This window comes from Thalassospira sp. CH_XMU1420-2 (assembly GCF_037029325.1).
Taxonomy (GTDB): Bacteria; Pseudomonadota; Alphaproteobacteria; order Rhodospirillales; family Thalassospiraceae; genus Thalassospira; species Thalassospira povalilytica.
Genome location: NZ_JAYMEG010000005.1, coordinates 36,172 through 55,708 on the forward strand (window position 1 = coordinate 36,172; position 19,537 = coordinate 55,708).

At 56.7% G+C, this 19,537-nt stretch carries 14 protein-coding genes; 6 read left to right on the forward strand and 8 right to left on the reverse strand.

From position 1 onward, the window contains the following. Positions 1 to 301 precede the first annotated feature (301 nt). The 4 genes from araD to WA429_RS15495 all read left to right on the forward strand — a co-directional run bounded on the left by araD (position 302) and on the right by WA429_RS15495 (position 5,384). On the forward strand, positions 302 to 2,047 hold the full coding sequence (gene araD / locus WA429_RS15480) for an L-arabinonate dehydratase (RefSeq protein WP_068518444.1): 1,746 nt from the start codon (positions 302 to 304) through the stop codon (positions 2,045 to 2,047). 92 nt (positions 2,048 to 2,139) lie between these two features. Beyond that, on the forward strand, positions 2,140 to 3,051 hold the full coding sequence (locus WA429_RS15485; protein ID WP_068518443.1) for a dihydrodipicolinate synthase family protein: 912 nt from the start codon (positions 2,140 to 2,142) through the stop codon (positions 3,049 to 3,051). Positions 3,052 to 3,079: 28 nt separating this feature from the next. Next, entirely contained in the window at positions 3,080 to 4,594 is a 1,515-nt protein-coding gene (locus tag WA429_RS15490; protein WP_287466489.1) for an aldehyde dehydrogenase (NADP(+)), read from the forward strand. 64 nt (positions 4,595 to 4,658) lie between these two features. Next, positions 4,659 to 5,384 (forward strand): ribonuclease activity regulator RraA, encoded by a 726-nt coding sequence (locus WA429_RS15495; RefSeq protein WP_287466488.1) that lies wholly within the window; start codon positions 4,659 to 4,661, stop codon positions 5,382 to 5,384. Positions 5,385 to 5,483: 99 nt separating this feature from the next. On the opposite strand, the gene WA429_RS15500 is transcribed toward WA429_RS15495, so the two are convergent. The 5 genes from WA429_RS15500 to xylF all read right to left on the reverse strand — a co-directional run bounded on the left by WA429_RS15500 (position 5,484) and on the right by xylF (position 11,389). Continuing rightward, positions 5,484 to 6,737, reverse strand: coding sequence for an ROK family transcriptional regulator (locus WA429_RS15500; protein ID WP_287466487.1), 1,254 nt, complete (start codon positions 6,735 to 6,737; stop codon positions 5,484 to 5,486). Positions 6,738 to 6,899: 162 nt separating this feature from the next. Further along, entirely contained in the window at positions 6,900 to 8,081 is a 1,182-nt protein-coding gene (locus tag WA429_RS15505; protein ID WP_228195694.1) for a fumarylacetoacetate hydrolase family protein, read from the reverse strand. Then, positions 8,078 to 8,980, reverse strand: coding sequence for an ATP-binding cassette domain-containing protein (locus WA429_RS15510; protein WP_287466486.1), 903 nt, complete (start codon positions 8,978 to 8,980; stop codon positions 8,078 to 8,080). The genes WA429_RS15505 and WA429_RS15510 overlap by 4 nt, the downstream gene beginning before the upstream one ends. An 11-nt stretch (positions 8,981 to 8,991) precedes the next feature. Beyond that, entirely contained in the window at positions 8,992 to 10,257 is a 1,266-nt protein-coding gene (locus tag WA429_RS15515) for a sugar ABC transporter permease (protein WP_287466485.1), read from the reverse strand. A 100-nt stretch (positions 10,258 to 10,357) separates the two neighbouring features. Further along, positions 10,358 to 11,389, reverse strand: a complete 1,032-nt coding sequence (xylF, locus tag WA429_RS15520) for a D-xylose ABC transporter substrate-binding protein (RefSeq protein ID WP_068517029.1) — start codon at positions 11,387 to 11,389, stop codon at positions 10,358 to 10,360. 243 nt (positions 11,390 to 11,632) lie between these two features. Between xylF and WA429_RS15525 the strand changes: the two genes are divergently transcribed. Further along, positions 11,633 to 12,394, forward strand: coding sequence for an SDR family NAD(P)-dependent oxidoreductase (locus WA429_RS15525; protein ID WP_068517030.1), 762 nt, complete (start codon positions 11,633 to 11,635; stop codon positions 12,392 to 12,394). A gap of 91 nt (positions 12,395 to 12,485) precedes the next feature. Next, on the forward strand, positions 12,486 to 14,648 hold the full coding sequence (locus WA429_RS15530; RefSeq protein ID WP_287466484.1) for a dihydroxy-acid dehydratase domain-containing protein: 2,163 nt from the start codon (positions 12,486 to 12,488) through the stop codon (positions 14,646 to 14,648). Between the two features lie 199 nt (positions 14,649 to 14,847). Here WA429_RS15530 and WA429_RS15535 read toward each other — a convergent pair whose 3' ends face one another. The 3 genes from WA429_RS15535 to WA429_RS15545 are packed head-to-tail and all read right to left on the reverse strand — an operon-like array spanning position 14,848 to position 19,531. Then, a complete protein-coding gene (locus WA429_RS15535) occupies positions 14,848 to 16,335 on the reverse strand; it encodes a TolC family protein (RefSeq protein ID WP_287466483.1) in 1,488 nt (495 codons plus the stop codon). 14 nt (positions 16,336 to 16,349) lie between these two features. Next, complete coding sequence (locus WA429_RS15540) at positions 16,350 to 18,335, reverse strand: MacB family efflux pump subunit (RefSeq protein WP_287466482.1); 1,986 nt, start codon at positions 18,333 to 18,335, stop codon at positions 16,350 to 16,352. Positions 18,336 to 18,337: 2 nt separating this feature from the next. Next, complete coding sequence (locus WA429_RS15545; RefSeq protein ID WP_242512817.1) at positions 18,338 to 19,531, reverse strand: efflux RND transporter periplasmic adaptor subunit; 1,194 nt, start codon at positions 19,529 to 19,531, stop codon at positions 18,338 to 18,340. Positions 19,532 to 19,537: the final 6 nt, after the last annotated feature.

Sequence of the window (19,537 nt, forward strand, 5' to 3'; positions counted from 1 at the left end):
ATGCCTTCTGGTGTGGTTCCCATAAGGCGTTGGTGTTGCTTGTTCTTGTTGTTAGTCAGCTTGTAAACTTTCAAGCTTTATGTATGCGCATACATATTTTGATACATCTTGTTGCAAAGCCTGTCAATTGCTGAATCTCTCGGCGGTTTTGCGTAAGATAAATCTACCTTTTTGACATGTAAGTTTGCTTGACATCTTGTTAGTGTATGCGCATACATAAAGCATCAATCAAAAGTGCAGGTCGTCCTGGTCAAGCCGCTGGCGTTAAGATCAGGGACGATCGCGAGACGGGAGGAACGCCATGTCCGACAAAATCAAAAAATCCGCAGAAGATCTTAGAAGTGCGCGCTGGTTTGCGCCCGATGATCTTCGTTCGTTCGGGCATCGCTCACGCCTGATGCAGATGGGGCTTGATCCCGAAGACTGGACCGGTCGCCCGGTGATCGGCATCCTCAATACCTGGTCTGAAATCAACCCCTGCCATCTGCATTTCCGTGAACGTGCCGCCGACGTCAAAAAGGGCGTTCATCAGGCCGGTGGTTTCCCGGTTGAACTGCCGACCATTTCGGTCGACGAATCCTTTACCAAGCCGACTTCGATGCTCTATCGCAACCTGCTTGCGATGGAGACCGAGGAAATGATTCGCTCCCACCCGCTTGATGGCGTGGTGCTGATGGGCGGCTGCGACAAAACCACACCGGGTCTGGTGATGGGCGCGCTTTCGGCCGGTGTTCCGATGATCTATCTTCCGGCCGGTCCGATGTTGCGTGGCAACTATGCCGGTAAAATCCTGGGATCGGGCTCGGATGCCTGGAAATACTGGGATGAACGCCGTGCCGGTAACATCAGCGACGAAGAATGGGTAGGTGTCGAAGGCGGGATTGCCCGTTCCTATGGTCACTGCATGACCATGGGCACGGCATCGACCATGACCGCAATTGCCGAGGCCATGGGCCTTTGCCTTCCGGGGGCGTCGTCGATCCCCGCACCGGATGCCGGTCATATCCGTATGTCGACCCAGTGTGGTCGTCGCATCGTTGATATGGTGTGGGAAGATCTGACCCCGAACAAGGTCGTCACCCCGGCATCTGTGCGCAACTCGGCCGTGGTTGCGATGGCAACCGGCTGTTCGACCAATGCTGTTGTGCATCTGCTGGCCATGGCGCGTCGTGCCGGAATTAAAATCACCCTTGATGATCTTGATGAACTTGGTCGCACAACACCGCTGATCGCCAATATCCGCCCGTCGGGCAAGGGCGACTACCTGATGGAAGATTTCTTCTATGCCGGTGGCCTGCGCGCTCTGATGGCGCAGCTTGGTGACAAGCTCGATACATCCGTCACCACGGTCACGGGCAAAACCCTTGCCCAGACCCTCGAAGGTGCGACGGTTTATAATGATGACGTCATCCGCCCGCTTTCAAATCCGGTCTATCATGAAGGGTCGCTTGCGGTTCTGCGCGGCAATCTCTGCCCGGACGGGGCGGTGATCAAACCGGCAGCCTGTGATGAACGGTTCCGCAATCATCAGGGCCCGGCACTTGTTTTTGACAGCTATCCGGAAATGAAAAAGGCGGTGGATGACGAAAATCTCGATATCACGCCCGATCATGTGATGGTGTTGCGCAATGCCGGTCCGCTCGGTGGTCCGGGCTTCCCGGAATGGGGCATGCTTCCGATCCCCAAAGCCCTGATCAAACAGGGGCACCGTGACATGTTGCGTATTTCGGATGCCCGTATGTCGGGAACCTCCTATGGCGCTTGCGTGCTTCATGTCGCACCGGAATCCTATATCGGCGGTCCGCTTGCCCTTCTGAAAACCGGCGATATCGTCAAGCTTGATCTTGATAATCGTCGCCTCGACATGCTGGTCGACGAGGAAGAGCTCGAGCGTCGCCGTGCAGCCTGGCAAACGCCCGAGCCGCGCTATCAGCGTGGATATGGATGGATGTTTGGCAAACATGTCACCCAGGCCAACGAAGGGTGCGACTTTGACTTCCTGTCGCCGGAATTTGGCGAAACCGCGGGCGAGCCGGATATTTTCTAGGCTTGCCGCAAACCATCATCAGAAACAGCAACGGGGCGTGATTTGCGCCCCGTCGCAATGACACGAACCAAATCAATCAGGGATATTGACCCATGGCACTTTCCAAAGCCGATCTGCGTGGCGTGCTGTCAGGTATTTCCGGCATTCTTGTCACCCCTTATGACGAGAATGGCGACATTGCACCGGCCAAGCTGAAACCGATTATCGACCGTGCGCTTGCGGCGGGTGTTCATTTTCCGGTGGTGAATGGCAATACCGGCGAATTTTACGCGCTGACCACGGCTGAGGCCATCACCATGGCCAAATCGGTCGCCGAAATGCTTGACGGTCGTGCGCCGATGCTGGCCGGTATCGGTCGTGGCGTACAGGATGCCTGCGCACTTGCCAAGGCATCTGCCGAAGCTGGGGCCGAAGCATTGATGATCCATCAGCCGCCAGATCCCTTTGTCGCCCCGCGTGGCGTTGTTGAATATATCAAACGCATTGCCGATGCATCGGGCGGGCTTCCGATGATGCTGTATCTGCGCAATGATGCGATTGGCACCAAGGCGATTGCCGATCTTTGTGCCATCGAAGGTGTGGCTGGTGTAAAATGGGCAACCCCGAACCCGATGAAACTGTCCGAGGCGATCAATGCCTGTGATCCGGATATTGTCTGGGTCGGTGGTCTGGCTGAAACCTGGGCGCCGGCATTCTATGCGGTTGGCGCGCGTGGCTTTACATCGGGGCTGATCAATGTCTGGCCGGAACGGTCCATGGCGATCCATGCAGCCCTTGAGGCCGGTGACTATGCCAAGGCCCGCGATCTGATCCGCGATATGAGCGCCTTTGAAGAAGTCCGCGCCGAAGAAATGAACGGCACGAACGTGACCGGTGTCAAAGCGGCCCTTAAGCTTCTTGGCGATGATTGCGGTGCGACCCGCCCGCCGTCTGCCTGGCCGTTGACCGATAAGCAGCATGACAAGCTGGTTGGCTTCATGCGTCAAAACAATCTTGTGAAATAAGCGGCCCCGCCGCACAGAGGAGACATCCATGTCCTATACCCTGACAGGAAAACATCTGATCGCGGGCGACTGGGTCGCCGGAGCCGCAACCTTCCAGTCCGAACCGGCCCACGGCCCGGCCAATACCTTCCCGGTCGGCACCCCCGATCTGGTCGATCGGGCCGCCAAGGCCGCCGAAGAAGCATTCTGGACTTTCGGGTATTTCACCCGCGAAGACCGCGCCAAGTTCCTCAATACCATTGCCGATGAAATCGATGCCCGTGGTGATGAAATCACCGAAATCGGCACCCAGGAAACCGGCCTGCCCGAAGCCCGCCTTCAGGGGGAACGCGGCCGCACGGTTGGTCAGCTCCGCCTGTTTGCCAGCCACATCCTTGATGGTGCCTATCTGGATCGTCGTTATGACGAAGCATTGCCTGATCGTACGCCGCTGCCGCGTCCCGACCTGCGTTTGATGCAGCGTCCGATTGGTCCGGTTGCCGTTTTTGGCGCGTCGAACTTCCCGCTGGCATTTTCGGTTGCCGGTGGTGATACCGCATCAGCACTGGCTGCTGGTTGCCCGGTCGTGGTCAAGGGCCATTCCGCCCATCCGGGTACCGGTGAAATCGTTGCCCAGGCCATTGATGCCGCGATCAAGAAATGCGGTGTCCATCCGGGCGTCTTCAGCCTTATTCAGGGTGGCAAACGTGATGTCGGTCAGTCGCTTGTGCAGCATCCGCTGATCAAGGCGGTCGGCTTTACTGGATCGCTTGGCGGTGGTCGTGCGCTGTTTGATCTGTGCGCATCGCGCCCGGAACCGATCCCGTTCTTTGGCGAACTGGGTTCGGTCAACCCGATGTTCCTGCTGCCCAAGGCTGTTGCCGCACGTGGCGCAGAGCTCGGCAAAGGCTGGGCAGGGTCGCTGACCATGGGGGCGGGGCAGTTCTGCACCAATCCGGGGATTGCGGTTGTAATTGATGGTCCGGATGCCGATGCCTTTGTTAGCGCTGCCAAGGAAGCCCTTTCGGGTGTGGCGGCCCAGACCATGCTGACCGATGGCATGGCGGAAACCTATCGTGCCGGTGCCAAACGCGTTGCGGCAACCGCGGGCGTGAAAGAGGTTCTGACCACGTCATGCGATCTGCGCAATGCGACGCCGTATCTGTTTGAAACCACCGGTGAAAACTGGCTTTCGAACCATGAACTGGGCGAAGAAGTCTTTGGTCCGCTTGGTCTGGTTGTTCGGGTCAAGGATGTTGCGGAAATGCGCACCATCGCCAAGGCGCTTGAAGGCCAGCTGACCTGCACGCTGCATCTTGATGCGGGCGATGCTGCCGATGCGCGTTCGCTTCTGCCGATCCTTGAACACAAGGCGGGCCGTGTTCTTGCCGACGGTTTCCCGACCGGTGTCGAAGTATCCGACACCATGGTCCATGGCGGACCATATCCGGCATCGACCAACTTTGGTGCGACTTCGGTCGGGACCATGGCGATCCGCCGCTTCCTGCGCCCGGTTTGCTATCAGAACATCCCGACCGACGTGCTGCCGGCTGATATCGCGTAACCAACTGCTTTTTCCAAGATACGGCCCGGCGCAAAGCCGCCGGGCAAACCCACGGAGACAAATAATGAGTGACTATGTCCTGAGCAGTGCGACGCGCGACAAGCTCAAGAAAATCAGCACCGCTTCGCTGTGCACGGCACTTTTCAAACGCAACCTGCGCAACCAGTTCATCCAGAATGTCCATCAGGTTGCCCCCAAGGACGAAAACATGGTCGGGCAGGCCTATACGCTGCGCTATATCCCGGCCCGCGAAGATCGCAACCCGATCGAAGTGTTCCGTGATCCCAAACATCCGCAGCGCGTTGCCGTCGAAGAATGCCCGCCCGGTCATGTTCTGGTGATGGATAGCCGCAAGGATGCTCGCGCGGCCTCTGCTGGCTCGATCCTTGTGACCCGCCTGATGAAGCGCGGTGTCGAAGGCATCGTAACCGATGGCGGTTTCCGTGATGCCGAAGGCATTGGCAAGCTTTCCATTCATTCCTATCACTCGCGCCCGTCCGCGCCGACCAACCTGACCCTGCACGAGGCCTATGACCTTAATGTGCCGATCGGATGCGGTGATGCGCCGGTCTTCCCGGGGGATGTTCTGGTTGGGGACAAGGATGGCGTTGTCGTCATTCCGGCCCACCTGACCGATGAACTGGCCGAAGAATGCGCAGGCATGGAAAGCTTCGAGGATTTCGTTCTTGAAGAAGTTCTTTCGGGCAAGCCGATCATTGGTCTTTATCCGGCAACCAAGGATGAAACCAAGGCCAATTACGAAGAATGGCGCAAGAAAAACGGGCGTTGATTTCCACCCGTTGCGTCACAGACAATGCGTCGCAAACGACAAAAGCCGCTCCGATGGGGCGGCTTTTTCATTGGTGGCCGGTTTTGCAAGCGGGGGCTGCTAGTTGGCGGTGGTTGCCTGAAACATGTTTTCATCATGACGCAACAGGCTTTGGCCAATCGCTCCCTGAAGCGCAAGGTCCTTGTCCCAGGCCAGATGGGTGATTTCGGGGCCACGGCGCAGTTCGGGAACCTGTGCTTGTGCAAGGCCGCGCATCAATTCCGGTTCCATCATGTCATAGGCGCGTGCGCCCGATCCGGTGATGAAAATCTGTTTGGGGCCCAAAAGCGCGATCAGATTGGCAATGCCATATCCCAAAACCTTGCCCGCGTGGCGGAACAGATCAGTCAGGTCCTGATCCCCGGCGCGGGCGCGCGCCACCAGATCCATCATCTGTTCTTCACTTGGATGCAGGCTGTTGGTATCGGGCAGGTCAATCAGGCCACGGGCATCGCGCAATATGGCGTAATCCCCGATATAGGCTTCAAGACAGCCGCGCCTGCCACAGTTGCAAAGCGGCCCGTCGGGTTGATATTTGGTGTGGCCGAATTCGGCTGCTGTACCGAAATCGCCATTGTAAACCGACCCGTTCAGAACCAGCCCCATGCCGATGCCATAGCCCAGCATGATCACGGCAAAATCGCCGCCGCGATGCAGATTGGTGTTTTGGGAAATGGCGGTGGCAATGCAGTTGGCATCGTTTGACATCTGCACAATCCCGCCAAACCGTTCGCCCAATGCCTTGGCAAGTGCGATGTTGCGATGGCGCAGGGCCGGGGACCAGATAATTTCGCCGCTATTGCTGTCGCATACCCCCTGAACCGCAAGGCTGATGCCAACCGGTGGCCGGGCTGAAAAATCCTTATGCCGGGTGATGAATTCCTCGATCAGCCCGATCAGGGTCGTGACCAGACCATTTTCATCAAGATCGCGGGTATTGATGCTGTGTTCCGAACTGCATTCAATTTCACCCTTGAAGTTGCCCAGGGCAATTTCGATCAGATTGATGGTGATCTTGACGCCAATCACACAGGCCGCATTGGGCACAAGATCAAGCAGCACCTTGGGGCGGCCGCGTGTTGATCCGCCATTTCCACCGCCATTGCCGGTCGCGTTCCCGTTTGCCGTTCCCTGACTTTCCTGCACCAGCCCCTGTGCCATCAGATCGGCGGTCAGGGATGTTACCGTTGCCGGGCTTAACCCGGTTGCGGTGCCGATATCAATGCGCGCAGCAGGGCCGTGAATGCGCAAATAGCGCAGAATGGCAATCTGTGACGGCTGGCGTGGGGTTTCGGCTTCTTTACGGCGGCTCATGAAGCGGATCTGCATCCTTTGAAATGGCGGGGCGGGCTTTGTGCGCGCCGCAGGATCGGGACGGATCGATGCCGGGTGGCATATCAATACGTCCTGATCCTTGATATGGGCATTTTTTATCCCGCTTTGGCAAGGGGATAGAACACCCGGGGCGTCTGTTTGTTACAGAAGCCCGCGGGCAGCAAGGTTGGTCATCAGGGCGGTAATGCCGAATTGCCACGGATTGATGGCATCGGACCGGTCAACCTGATTGATCAGTTTGCCAAGGCTTGGCGTCGAGATGGTCACAAGATCGCCCATCTCGTGGGTGAAGCCCTTGCCAGCACCGCCGCGATCATCGGTGGGGGCAAACATGGTGCCCAAAAACAACATGAAGCCATCCGGGTACTGGTGATGTTTGCCAATCGCCTGACCGACAAGGCTTTCGGGTGTGCGGCTGATCTGGCTCATCGAACTGACCGCATCAAGGTGATAGCCATCCGTACCATCAACCGCCATGGCAAGATCGGCACCCTTGACGGTTTCAAGGGTAAAGTGGTCATCAAACAGGCGGATGAACGGCCCGATGGCGCATGATCCGTTATTGTCCTTTGCCTTGCCCAGAAGCAACGCGGACCGGCCTTCGACATCACGCAGATTGACGTCATTGCCAAGTGTCGCGCCGACAATCCTGCCCTTGGAGGTCACGGTCAGAACCACTTCGGGTTCCGGGTTGTTCCAGTTTGAAATCGGATGCAGGCCAACATGGGCCCCATGGCCCACAGCCGACATCACTGGGGATTTGGTAAAGATTTCCGCATCCGGGCCGATCCCGACTTCAAGATATTGCGACCAGGCACCTTTTTCGATCAGGACCCGCTTGATCTCGGCGGCCTTGTCTGATCCCGGTTCGATCTGTGACAGGTCATCACCGATAATGCCGGTGATTTCGGTGCGGATCTGATCGGCCTTGCTGGCGTCCCCGCGTGCCTGTTCCTCGATCACCCGTTCAAGCAGGCTGGCAACAAAGGTCACGCCACTTGCCTTGATCGCCTGAAGATCATTGGGGCTCAGAAGATGGGCGGTCTTGCCATCGGCACCCGGTTTTGACTGTTCGATGATGTCGCCAAGCGATGCGGCGGTCGGGAAACTTGCCGGGTTCGACAGCCGGGCCAGAACATCATCGCGTTCAAGCAGCTGGCTGATGGTCGGCGCAAGGCTGCTGATATCACGCAGATTTTCACCATCGACCAGAACCGGGGTCGGGCCGGAAACCCGCGGGTCCCAGATGCGTCCGATCAGAATGGCACGATTGGCGTCATCGGGCAGGATATCGGTTTGGTTTGCCGGAAAGCCTTGGGTCATCGGGGCGTCTCGCTTGTTTCGTTCGGGGTCAAAGGGGCGGGGTGTGGTTGTTCGGTGTCAGTTTTATCCGGTGTTGTCATGTCCGATGCTTTGGATGCGGCCGGACGGTTGGTTGCACCCGGACCAGCCAGATGCAAAAGATGTTCGGGCATCTTGCCCAGAATGATCATGCCAAGAACATCATCATGTGTGACATCCTTGGTTCTGACGCTGCCGACCAGCTTGCCGTTTTTCATCACATGCAGCCGGTCGGAAAGATCAAACACATCATGAAGATCGTGACTGATCAACAATATACCGAGCCCGTCACGTTTCAACTGATCAATCAGTTCGCCGACCATTTTGGTTTCATGCACGCCAAGCGCGGCGCATGGTTCATCCATGATAAGCACGCGGGCTTCGAACAAAAGCGCACGCGCAATCGCAACCGATTGCCGCTGCCCGCCCGACAGGGCCGAAACGGGTGATGTGAATTTCTTGAAATTCGGGTTGAGGCGATGAAGGACTTCGCGCGCCTTGTGTTCCATCGCCGCATCATCAAGGAAGCCAAGCTTGTCGATGATTTCGCGCCCCAAAAACAGGTTCTGGGCGGCATCAAGGTTATCGGCAAGGGCAAGGTTCTGATATATCGTCTCGATATTGTTGTCGCGCGCATCCCGCGCATTTTCGATTTTGGCTTCCTTGCCATCAACAATGATCTGGCCACTATCGGCCTGATAGGCACCTGACAGGATCTTGATCAGGGTCGATTTGCCAGCGCCATTGTGGCCCAATACCCCGACCACTTCGCCGGGATAAAGGTCAATCGAAACCCCGTCGACGGCCTTGACCCCGCCAAAGCTGATATGGATGTCGCGCATTTCAACAAGCGGATCGGTATTTGTGGTCATGTCGGTCATATCCGGTCTCCTTACGCGGTCGGGTCGCTGTAACGACGGTGGAAATACTTGTCGCTAAAGACAGCCAGAACAAGAACCAGCCCGATGACAATGCTTTGAAGCGATGTATCGACCCCCAAAAGCGCCATGCCGCTTTGAAGGCTTTGCATCACAAGCGCACCGATCAGCGCGCCATAAATCGTGCCAACACCCCCGGCAAGCGACGTTCCGCCAATCACCACCGCGGCAATGACGCGCAATTCATCAAGGGTGCCAAGATCATTGCCCGCCGATTGCAGGCGTGCTGATGAAATCGCCGCACTGATCGCGCACAAAACCCCCATCAGGGCAAAGACCGCAACCGTCATGCGTTTGACATTGATGCCTGCAAGCTCGGCGGCCTGCGGATTGCCACCAATCGCAAAGACATAGCGCCCGAACCGGGTCCGCTTGACCACAATGGTCAGGATGATCGCAACAAGGGCGACAATCAGAAGCGGGATCGGAATACCGTGCGAGATTTCAAGATTTTCCGGGGTGACCGGAATGCCCTTGTTCTCAAGCAGGCGTTCGGCAGCGCGCGTCGGCAGGTGATAGGCATTGAGAGTCGCAATCGCGGCCAGAACCAGCCCGCCCTTGATGATGGTATTGGTATATTCCGCCCAGACCGGCTTGACCGGGAATTCGAATGAAAGACGACGGCGGCGTTCCATGATCGCGGCATAGATGATCGCAAGAATGGCGATCAGGGCGACGATCCAGCTCCATGTCGCGCCAATCGTGCCTTCGATCCCGCCGCCCAGCAAAATGAAATTGTGATCAAGCGGGGCAACCGTGCGGCCCTGTGTCACCCACCAGGCCGAACCGCGCCACACCAGAAGACCGCCAAGTGTTACGATAAAGGCCGGAACACCGAGATACCCGACGGCAAGCCCCTGAAGCCCGCCAATAGCCGCGCCAAGGATAATGCCGACCAGAAGGGTCAGGATCCAGGTCAGCGGATGATTGTAATCGAGAAACTGTGGCAGGACATCGGTCTGAACCACGCCCATGATCATGGCCAGAACGCCCAATATGGCGCCGACCGAAAGGTCAATATGGCGGGTAACGATAATAAGAACCATGCCGCAGGCCATCACGGCAACCGATGCGGTCTGGACCGACAGGTTAAAGATATTGCGCGGGGTGATAAATCGCCCGCCCGATGCGATATCAAAGCCGACCCAGATGATCAGCAAAACAACGGCAAGGCCAACCAACCGGCGGTCGACTTCCATTTTCGTAAGCAGTCGTGACATGAAAACGCTCGTAAGGCAGCGGGGCCGGCATGCTGTGTTCTGCGCACGCGAACAGCAGCCGACCCCGGGTTAAGCAAGGCAGGAGGAAATAAAGACTGCCCTAGTTACAGGCAGATACCTTGCCGCTCGGAACGCCTTTGCATACGACGTCTTTGGACACCCAACCGGCATCAATCACCAGATCAAGCTTGTTCTGGGTGATGGCAACCGGATCAAGGAAGAAGGATTTCATGGTCACGCCATTCGGGCTTTGCCAGTCTTCGGTGCCCGAAACGTCGGCAAGCTTGGTGCCCTTTGCCAGATCGACCGCGATTTCAGCGGCCCGTTTGCCAAGAAGACGCGCATCCTTCCAGACCGAAACCGTCTGGGTGCCAAGTGCAACACGGTTCAGGGCCGCATGATCGCCATCCTGACCTGAAACCGGGATACCCTGCATGCCCTGTGCGGAAAGGGCGGCAACCACACCGCCAGCCGTACCATCGTTGGAGGCAACAACAGCATCAACCTTGTTATCCGCAGCCGTCAGGAACTGCTCCATATTGCGCTGGGCGATCGCCGGCTGCCAGCTGTCGGTATAGGCTTCGCCGACAACCTTGATGTCACCGGAATCGATGGCCGCCTGAAGAATTTCAAGCTGGCCTTCATGCAGGATATTGGCATTCGGATCGGTCGGAGCACCCTTGATAAAGACGTAATTGCCTTTGGGCTGGGCGCCAAACACGGCCTCGGCCTGAAGGCGGCCGACTTCCTTGTTGTTGAATGTAATGTAATAGGCGTTCGGATCTTCGATCAGGCGGTCATAACCGACCACCGGGATGCCTTCATTGGTTGCCATTTCCACCGCCGGACCGATCGAGGCGGAGTCTTGCGCCAGAACGATCAGCGCATCCGCGCCGCGCGCAATCAGGCTTTCAATATCGGAAAGCTGCTTGGACGGATTGCTTTGGGCGTCCGCGCTGATGTATTCCGCGCCGGCTGCTTCAAGGGCGGCTTTGATCGCGGCTTCATCGGTTTTCCAGCGTTCTTCCTGGAAATTCGACCAGCTGACGCCAACCGTAAGATCGGCCGCAAAGGCATTGGCAGACAGCAATACGCTACCGGCCAGCATGGCCGTGGAGAGGAGTTTTTTCATTGGTTTCTTCCCTGAATGAATGTGTCTTGTTGCGACATTTATTTTTGTTGTCGAAAAAATGTTGACGTGAAGAAGCCGTCCTGTCAAATTTTTTTTAGTGATTAAATTAAAAACAGCTCTTTAGGCGATCAATTCGTCCCGTAAATCCGCATTTTTGGTTGATTCATGGGGTGATTTTCAATGATGCACTGCATCATTTAATTCGGTTGTCTAAAATAAAGCAAAGATATGACAGGGAACGTTATGACAGCGAGTTATCACGACATTGACGGGAAATCCGTGCTTGTGACCGGCGGTGCGTCGGGAATCGGGGCATCAATTGTGCGTGCCTTCTGTGCCCAGGGGGCGCATGTCGGTTTCTTTGATATTGATGATGGTGCCGCACAAAAGCTGATTGACGAGATCCGCGATGAAACCGGCCGGGCCCCGGTCTACAAATCCTTTGATCTTCGCCAGCAATCGCTGATTGCCGGTGCGGTGCGCGAAATGTCGGCGGCAATCGGGCCGATGGATGTTCTGGTCAATAATGCCGCCCGTGATGACCGGCATCGCCCCGAAGAAATCGGACCGGAACAATGGCGCGATGGTCTGGATGTTAACCTTGCGCATCATTTCTTTTGCGCCCAGGCCGTGGCCCCGGACATGAAGAAAAAAGGCGCAGGCAGCATCATTAATTTCAGTTCCGTAAGTTATATGATGGGGCTTCCCGATCTGGTGGCTTATGAAACGGCCAAGGCCGGGGTGATTGGCCTGACGCGTGCGCTGGCGCGTGACTGGGGGGCTGATGGCATTCGCGTGAATGCGTTAACGCCGGGCTGCATCATGACCCAGCGACAGCTTGATCTGTGGATTTCCCCCGCCGACGAGGAACGCATTCAGCAACAGCAATGCGTCAAACGCCGGCTGGTCGGTGATGATGTCGCGCAGATGGTGCTGTTTCTGGCATCCGATGTTTCATCGGCCTGTTCGTCGCAAAACTTCATTGTTGATGGCGGCATCGTCTGAATAATGCCAATGTCAATACGGTAACGTCGCCGTCCGGATTTGTATGACCAAGCCTGTCCCGCCACGCCTTTGCGATTGAGAAACAGCCATAATGTCACCGACCAATCTTCCCGCATCCCCGATCATCATTGATGAAAAAGCAAACCCGTACCGCGATTGCATTCAGGGGCTGGCCAATCAGCCGATCACGGTCGTCAAACTGTTACGCGACGCGGTGAATGAAAACCCGGTGGTTGCCCGGGATCGTGATTTCAGCGTCCCGGAAATCAGGGATGTGGTCGGGCGTCTGGTGGAAAACCGGCCACGCATTGCGATCATTGGCGGCGCGCCGGATCATCCGGCCCATCTGCTTGATCGGCCACAGGCCCTGATGGCGGCAATCCGCATCTGGGAAATGGGCGGGGTGCCGTTCCTGTTTCATGTGCCCGTAATCTGTGATGGCACCGCGCAAAACAATATCGGACAAAGCTATTCCCTGGCGTCGCGTAATCACACGGCTGCTGCGGTCAATATCACATTCGAAGGGCACAGCTATCACGCGGCCTATGTCATTGCCGGCTGTGACAAATCACCGGCTGCCGTGGTTGCCGGTCTGGCAGCTGCTGATCATGCACGTGCCTATCGCGGCGATCAGGCCCCGGTCTGGGCGGTTTTTGCCCCGTCCCATGTTCTCAAGGGCGGTGAAATTCCCGAAGGCACGCGGCGGTTGCTTGATGATATCGCAGCCAGTGCGGACGCCGCCGGGCATGATGATCTGGGATCGGATATTCGTGAAAACATGCGCTATATCCTGCAATGCACCTCGGACGAGGCCTTTGCCGGGTTGCTGGAACGCGCCCGGTTGCTGGGGCTGATTGATGGCGCACTTGAACGCCGGGTGCTTGATCAGCTTGCCACCGCGACCTGTGATTCAAAGGGCGGCATTTGTGCCTTTAACGGCACGGGAAATTCATCGCGCACCATGTTGGCAGCCTTTGGCCTGACGCCCCCTGAACTGGAACTTCTGACCGATGTTCCGCCCTTTAGTGCGGTGGCGGCCGGGGTGGATGCCTTGTTTGATGTTTTCAACAAACCGCAATATGCGATCGGCAATCTGCTAAAAGCCAATTTCGCCAATTTCGTGCGCATTCATAATGCGACCGGATCAAGCAGCAACATGCTTTTGCATCTGCCTTTCATGATGCGCTATGCCGGGTTTGATGTGTCGATTGATGATTATCAGGATGTGCGCACCAAAACGCCGGTGCCTGAAATCTTTGCCCACAGCCTGACCGAAAATCGCGATACCTTTGTGCTGGCCCAACAAATGGCCGAAGGCAAAAATCGCGGCATGGAAAGCATTTATCGCATTCTTTCCGATCTGGGGGTGGCGATGGATCTTGATGCGCCGACGGTCCTTGGCAAAACCTGGGCCGAACGTATTGCCGGTCTTGAAAATCCGGTTGATCTGTCGCTTGGTGATGCGTCGGTCATTCGCGCCACCCCGGTGCGCAAACGATCGGGTGTCGATGTTCTTACCGGCAGTTTCTTTGAAAATTGCGCGGTCAAAACATCGGGTATGAGCGACCATTTGCTGTCGCATTTCGACGATCATGTTTTCATCGTTCGCTATTACGAAAACGAACATGTCTGTAATGGGGATTTTGCATCCCCCGATCTGGTGACGCGCCTGATTGAAACCGATGGCGTGGACGAAGAACTGATTGCCGCAGTGGTTCGGCGCAATGGCGGGAACAGTGTTGATATGAACGCGCCCAAGGACATGCTGGCACAGGGGCATTTGTCCTTTGCCTTTGTCATTGGCGGGCAGGGGCCCGAAGCCTATGGCATGCCGGAAATGTTTTCACCGTCCCAGAATCTCCGTCATCACCGCATTCTTGAAGCATCCTCGATGTTGATTACCGACGGGCGCTATTCCGGGGTGACCAAGGGCGCGTGCATTGGTCACATGGTGCCCGAAGCATTCACGGGCGGCGGGATCGGTTATCTGCGTGACGGGGATGTGCTGCGTCTGAACCTGACGACGCTGAAACTTGACTGGCTTGATCCGGTGGCGTTTCTGGACGGGGTGGAATTACCCGCCGATCCACGGGGGATCAAAGAACGGATCGAACTCTTCGAAGGGCGGCTTGGGCGGATGAAAGCCCGGCAATGTGATATCGCTGCGAGCAATGTCCTCGATGCGATTGGAAATGCGGCGTGCGGCATCGTCCCACGGGCAGTTGACCGCCGTGCAATCAAGTCCTGGCGATAGGCGTTGCGCGCTGTCGCGTTCAAATATGATTTCACCGCGCGTCACGCTGTTGGATTCCCGAACCGTCAAAACAAGTGCCGCAAAGCACAGCCCGCCACCGACAAGCATCATAAGCCGTCCAAGCATTGGTGCTTTTTCACGATGAAATCGGGGCATGTCCTGACCTTTCAAATATTGCCAATATCCGCGCGCACTGTGATCAGGTCGGGCTGACCTGATCGGTTGCCGCATCGGACTGCGATGCGTCTGGTGTCGCATCCCCGCCCAGCGCCTGATAAAGCGTGATCAGGTTGGTGATGCGATCAAGCTGGTTTTCAAGGACGGTTTCCTCGGTGGTGCGCCGGTCTTCCTGCGCATCAAGCCAATCCTGCATCGCGACCGCCCCCGACCGGAACCGGGTTTCATAGATCGCCTCTGCGTTAAGTGACGCTGCAAGTGCTGCTTCAAGTCTTTCAGCCCGGCGATCATAATTGGTCCGCGCAGACAGGGCATTTTCGACATCCGCCATTGCTTGGTACGTGGTCTGGCGGAACTCGGCGATGGCCTGTTCATATTCGGCTTCGGATACCTTGATATTCAACTGCCCTTCATTCCAGTTCAGGAATGGTAACGCCAGGCTGGCGCCAAGTGTTCCAACCGGATTGGACAAAAGATTGCGCAACTGATCACTGCTTGATCCAAGCGTCCCGGTCAGGCTGATGGTCGGCAACAAGCTGGTCTTTACGGAATTGAGTTCCTCGACACTTTCGCGCAGGCGCAATTCGGCGGCCCGGACATCGGGACGCCGTTCCAGAAGACCCGATGGCAACCCTTCGGGAATGGTGGGCAACATACCGGCGGGCAGTGTCTTGCGCGTGATTTCAATATCTGATGGCGGCTGGTTGAACAGAATGGACAACGCATTCTTGGTTTCGGTCAGGCTCTGTTCAATCTGGGTATAGGCCGCGCGCTGGTTTTCAAGGTTGCTGCGCGCTTCATTGACTTCAAGCGATGATGTCGAACCCGATGCATATTGCACATCCACCAGATCAAGGGTTTGCTGTGCGTAATCAATGCTGGCCTGCGCGATATCAAGACGCTGCTGATAGTAGACTGCCTGCCAGTAAAGGGTCGCCGTCGTCCCGATCAGCGAAAGCGCAGTGCTTTCGCGATCTTCAAGGGTGGCAAGGGCTTCCCACTTGGCGGCATCATAATCGTGGCCAAGCTTGCCCCACAGATCAAGCTCGTAACTGATCCCGGCATCAACGCCATAGCTGCGCGTAATGTCGCCATTGCTGCGACCATCTTCGCTGTCAAACTGGCGCGATGTCGAAATATCGCTGCCTGCTGAAAGATCGGGATAAAGCGCATCTTCGGCAAGTCCGGCTGTAAGCTGTGCCTGGCGGACTTTGATGGTGGCTGCGGCCAAATCGTTGTTGGTTTCAAGCGCGCGCGCAATCAACCGGTTAAGCTGCGGGTCGTCAAAATTCTTCCACCATCCGGTCTGTGCAAGAATTTCTGCCCGGGTTGCGGTGTCATCCGTGCCAATGTCGTATCCAATGTCGTTTCCGGTGGCGGTATCTGTTGACTGGCCCCACGATGCCGGCATGGTCATGTTGGGCCGGTCATAGCTGACTTCCGACAGGCTTGAACATCCGGCAAGCATCAGCACCGACAGGATCGTTCCGGTTTTCAGAATGTTTTTCATGATCTTTTTCTTTCCTAGTCGCGTGACAGGGCATCGACCGGATCCAGTCGTGCCGCATTGCGGGCGGGCAAAAAGCCGAACGTGATCCCGATCATGGTCGCGCAGGCAAAGGCACCGATGATCGATGTCGGTGAATAGACCATCGAAAAACTGCTGCCGATCAGATCAAACAGCTCGCCGATGGCAAGGGCACCAAGAACGCCAAGTCCGCCACCCAGAATGCACACCAGAACCGCTTCGATCAGGAACTGGCGCAAAATGTCGCTTTGACGGGCGCCAACGGCCATGCGGACCCCGATTTCACCGGTGCGTTCGGTGACCGAAACCAGCATGATATTCATCACCCCGATCCCGCCGACGACCAATGAAATCACCGCAATCGACGAAATCAGAAGCGTCATGGTGCTGGTGGTTTTCTCGACCGTCTGGCGGATGCTGTCACTATTGACGGTAAAGAAATCCTTGGTGCCATGGCGCTGGGTCAAAAGGTCGGTGATCTGGCTTTCGGCAAGGGCGGGGGCGACATTGTCGGCCACCCGTACCGTGATGCTGCTCAGATAGGTCTGACCAAGAATACGGGTCAAAGCCGTGCTGTGCGGCACCCAGATATTCAGGCTGTCCTGATTGCCAAACGTGCTGGTCTTTGGCGCAGTTACCCCGATGATCTGTACCGGCACCGATCCAAGAAGGATCACTTCGCCAACCGCACGTTCCCCGTCCGGGAAAAGTTTCTGCACGGTATTGTCATCAATGATGGCAACCTGGGCACGTTTCCCGATTGCCGCCTGGTCAAACCAGATGCCGTCGGCAATTTCATAGCCTCGGACACGGTAATAATCGGTGCCAACACCGGTGACATTGGCATTGACCTCGATATTGCGATATCGCAGTGCGACGGTGCTTGAAACCCGGGGCGTGACGCTGTCGACATAATACTGGCTGGCCAGAACGTCGGCATCACCGGCGGTCAATGTGCGGATCTGATCGGCATCCCGGTCTCCGAAATCCTTGCCGCGATTGATGTCGATCGTGCTGGTGCCGATGCTGCTGATATCGGAAAGGATGCGTTCCTGTGACCCGGTGCCAAGGGCCACGACCGAAACCACCGACGCAATGCCGATAATGATGCCCAGCATGGTCAGGAAAGTGCGCAGGCGATGCGCATTCATCGCAATCAGCGCCATTTTGAACGCTTCGCCAAACCGGCCAAGTTGCGACAGATAACTGCTTTGACCGCTGCTGATGGTGTTGATCGCAACGGTCGATGCGTCGTCATCGGATTTTGGCGTGATGCGTTCATCGCGGATGATTTCGCCGTCGCGGATTTCGATGATGCGTTCGGCATGGGCTGCCACATCATGGTCATGGGTCACCAGAATGACGGTATGTCCGTCCCGATGCAGATCGCGCAACAGATCAAGCGTCTGCTTGCCGCTTTGCGTATCAAGTGCGCCGGTCGGCTCATCGGCCAGAATGACATCGCCGCCATTCATAAGCGCACGGGCAATACTGACACGTTGCTGCTGTCCGCCCGAAAGCTGGCTCGGGCGATGATGGATGCGGTCACCCAATCCGACACGGATCAGGATTTCAGTTGCGCGTCTGGCCCGTTCGCTGGCATCGGTTCCGGCATAGATCGCCGGAACTTCAACATTGCCAAGCGCACTAAGATCCGACAACAGGTGATATCGCTGAAAGATGAACCCGAAATATTCGCGGCGCAGGGCGGCAAGCTCGTCAGGTTCAAGATCTCCGGTCAGGCGACCATTGACACGATATTCCCCTTCGGTCGGGCGATCCAGACAGCCAAGGATATTCATCAATGTCGATTTGCCCGATCCCGACGCCCCGATGATGGCGACCATTTCGCCACGCTCGATCGTCAGATCAACGCCCTTAAGCACGGCGATCTGTTCTTCACCGGCCGGGTAATGACGCCACAGATTGCGAATTTCGATCAGTGGGGCGGTGGTGCTGTTTGACATGGTTTCATCGCGCATGATCAAAACATCCCGCCCGGAGGACCCCGGCGTCCCGATTGTGTGCTTGTCGGCAATTCGGCCCCGCTGGCCATGCCAATGACGATCTCGTCATCTGCACTCAGGCCGCTGGTGATTTCGGCATTGATGTTGGTATTCAGTCCGACGGTGACGGCACGTGGTTCCGGGTGGCCATCGTCGGTCATGACATCAAGAAAATAACCGCCATCTTCGGTCGGGCCTTTCAGGGCCGAGGACGGAACAATCAGGGCATTTTCCGACTGATCCAGAATGATGGTGACTTCGGCTGTCATCCACAGACGCAAAAGATGGTCGGGATTTTCAACATCAAACAGCGCGTTGTAATAGACCGCTTCGTCATCGGTGTTTTCATCATCGTCCTCGATCCCGGTCGGGGCCGGTTCAATGGCGCGAAGGGTGCTTTTGTAAACGGTGCTGGAATCCCCCAGAACCGTGAATTTCACAGGCAGACCTTCCTTGATGCGGATGATATCGGCTTCGGAGACCTCGGCCTTGACGGTTACGGTATCAAGTTTGGCAAGCTTGATGATGGTCGGGGTGGATTGTGATGCGTTGACGGTCTGGCCTTCCTTGACCGGAAGGGCGACGACCGTGCCATCCATCGGCGCTGTGATCTTGGTATAGCCAAGATCGATCCGCGCGGTATCCACCGCGATTTCGGCCTGGGTGATCTGGGCATTCAACGCATCGACATCGGCCTTGGCAATCGCAAGGGTGGCTTCGGCCGCGTCATAGTCTTCCTGCGGGGATGCATCAAGTGCGCGCATCTTCTTCTGGCGGGCAAAATCAAGTTCCGCCTGTTTGAGTGTCGCCTTCTGGGCGGCAAGCTGGGCCTTGATATTGGCAAGGGATGCCTCGGCCTCCTGCAGATCGTTTTCCTGGGTTGAAGGATCGATCTCGGCAATCAGGTCGCCTTCGCGGATCCGGTCGCCAAGTTCCACATGCAGGGCCATGATCTGACCGGAAACCTGCGCGCCGACACTGACCAGCTTCGAAGCACTGACCGCCCCGGTGGCAAGCACGGTATCTTCGATTGTGCCCATGCGCGGCTTGGCCGTGATAAAGGCGGTATCGGCACTGCCGGGGAACAGATAGGCCTGCAACCCCCACGCAGCCCCGGCCAGGGCGACAATCAAAATGACGGCGTTGCGGACACGTTTTCCGGATCTACTCATCTGGCA

Bases quoted from the DNA above. Each gene is read 5' to 3' on its own strand.
- xylF (WP_068517029.1), bottom strand. From the start codon at position 11,389: ATGAAAAAACTCCTCTCCACGGCCATGCTGGCCGGTAGCGTATTGCTG.
- WA429_RS15495 (WP_287466488.1), top strand. From the start codon at position 4,659: ATGAGTGACTATGTCCTGAGCAGTGCGACGCGCGACAAGCTCAAGAAA.
- WA429_RS15485 (WP_068518443.1), top strand. From the start codon at position 2,140: ATGGCACTTTCCAAAGCCGATCTGCGTGGCGTGCTGTCAGGTATTTCC.
- WA429_RS15505 (WP_228195694.1), bottom strand. From the start codon at position 8,081: ATGACCCAAGGCTTTCCGGCAAACCAAACCGATATCCTGCCCGATGAC.
- WA429_RS15530 (WP_287466484.1), top strand. From the start codon at position 12,486: ATGTCACCGACCAATCTTCCCGCATCCCCGATCATCATTGATGAAAAA.
- WA429_RS15490 (WP_287466489.1), top strand. From the start codon at position 3,080: ATGTCCTATACCCTGACAGGAAAACATCTGATCGCGGGCGACTGGGTC.
- araD (WP_068518444.1), top strand. From the start codon at position 302: ATGTCCGACAAAATCAAAAAATCCGCAGAAGATCTTAGAAGTGCGCGC.
- WA429_RS15500 (WP_287466487.1), bottom strand. From the start codon at position 6,737: ATGAGCCGCCGTAAAGAAGCCGAAACCCCACGCCAGCCGTCACAGATT.
- WA429_RS15515 (WP_287466485.1), bottom strand. From the start codon at position 10,257: ATGTCACGACTGCTTACGAAAATGGAAGTCGACCGCCGGTTGGTTGGC.
- WA429_RS15535 (WP_287466483.1), bottom strand. From the start codon at position 16,335: ATGAAAAACATTCTGAAAACCGGAACGATCCTGTCGGTGCTGATGCTT.
- WA429_RS15540 (WP_287466482.1), bottom strand. From the start codon at position 18,335: ATGCGCGATGAAACCATGTCAAACAGCACCACCGCCCCACTGATCGAA.
- WA429_RS15545 (WP_242512817.1), bottom strand. From the start codon at position 19,531: ATGAGTAGATCCGGAAAACGTGTCCGCAACGCCGTCATTTTGATTGTC.
- WA429_RS15510 (WP_287466486.1), bottom strand. From the start codon at position 8,980: ATGACCGACATGACCACAAATACCGATCCGCTTGTTGAAATGCGCGAC.
- WA429_RS15525 (WP_068517030.1), top strand. From the start codon at position 11,633: ATGACAGCGAGTTATCACGACATTGACGGGAAATCCGTGCTTGTGACC.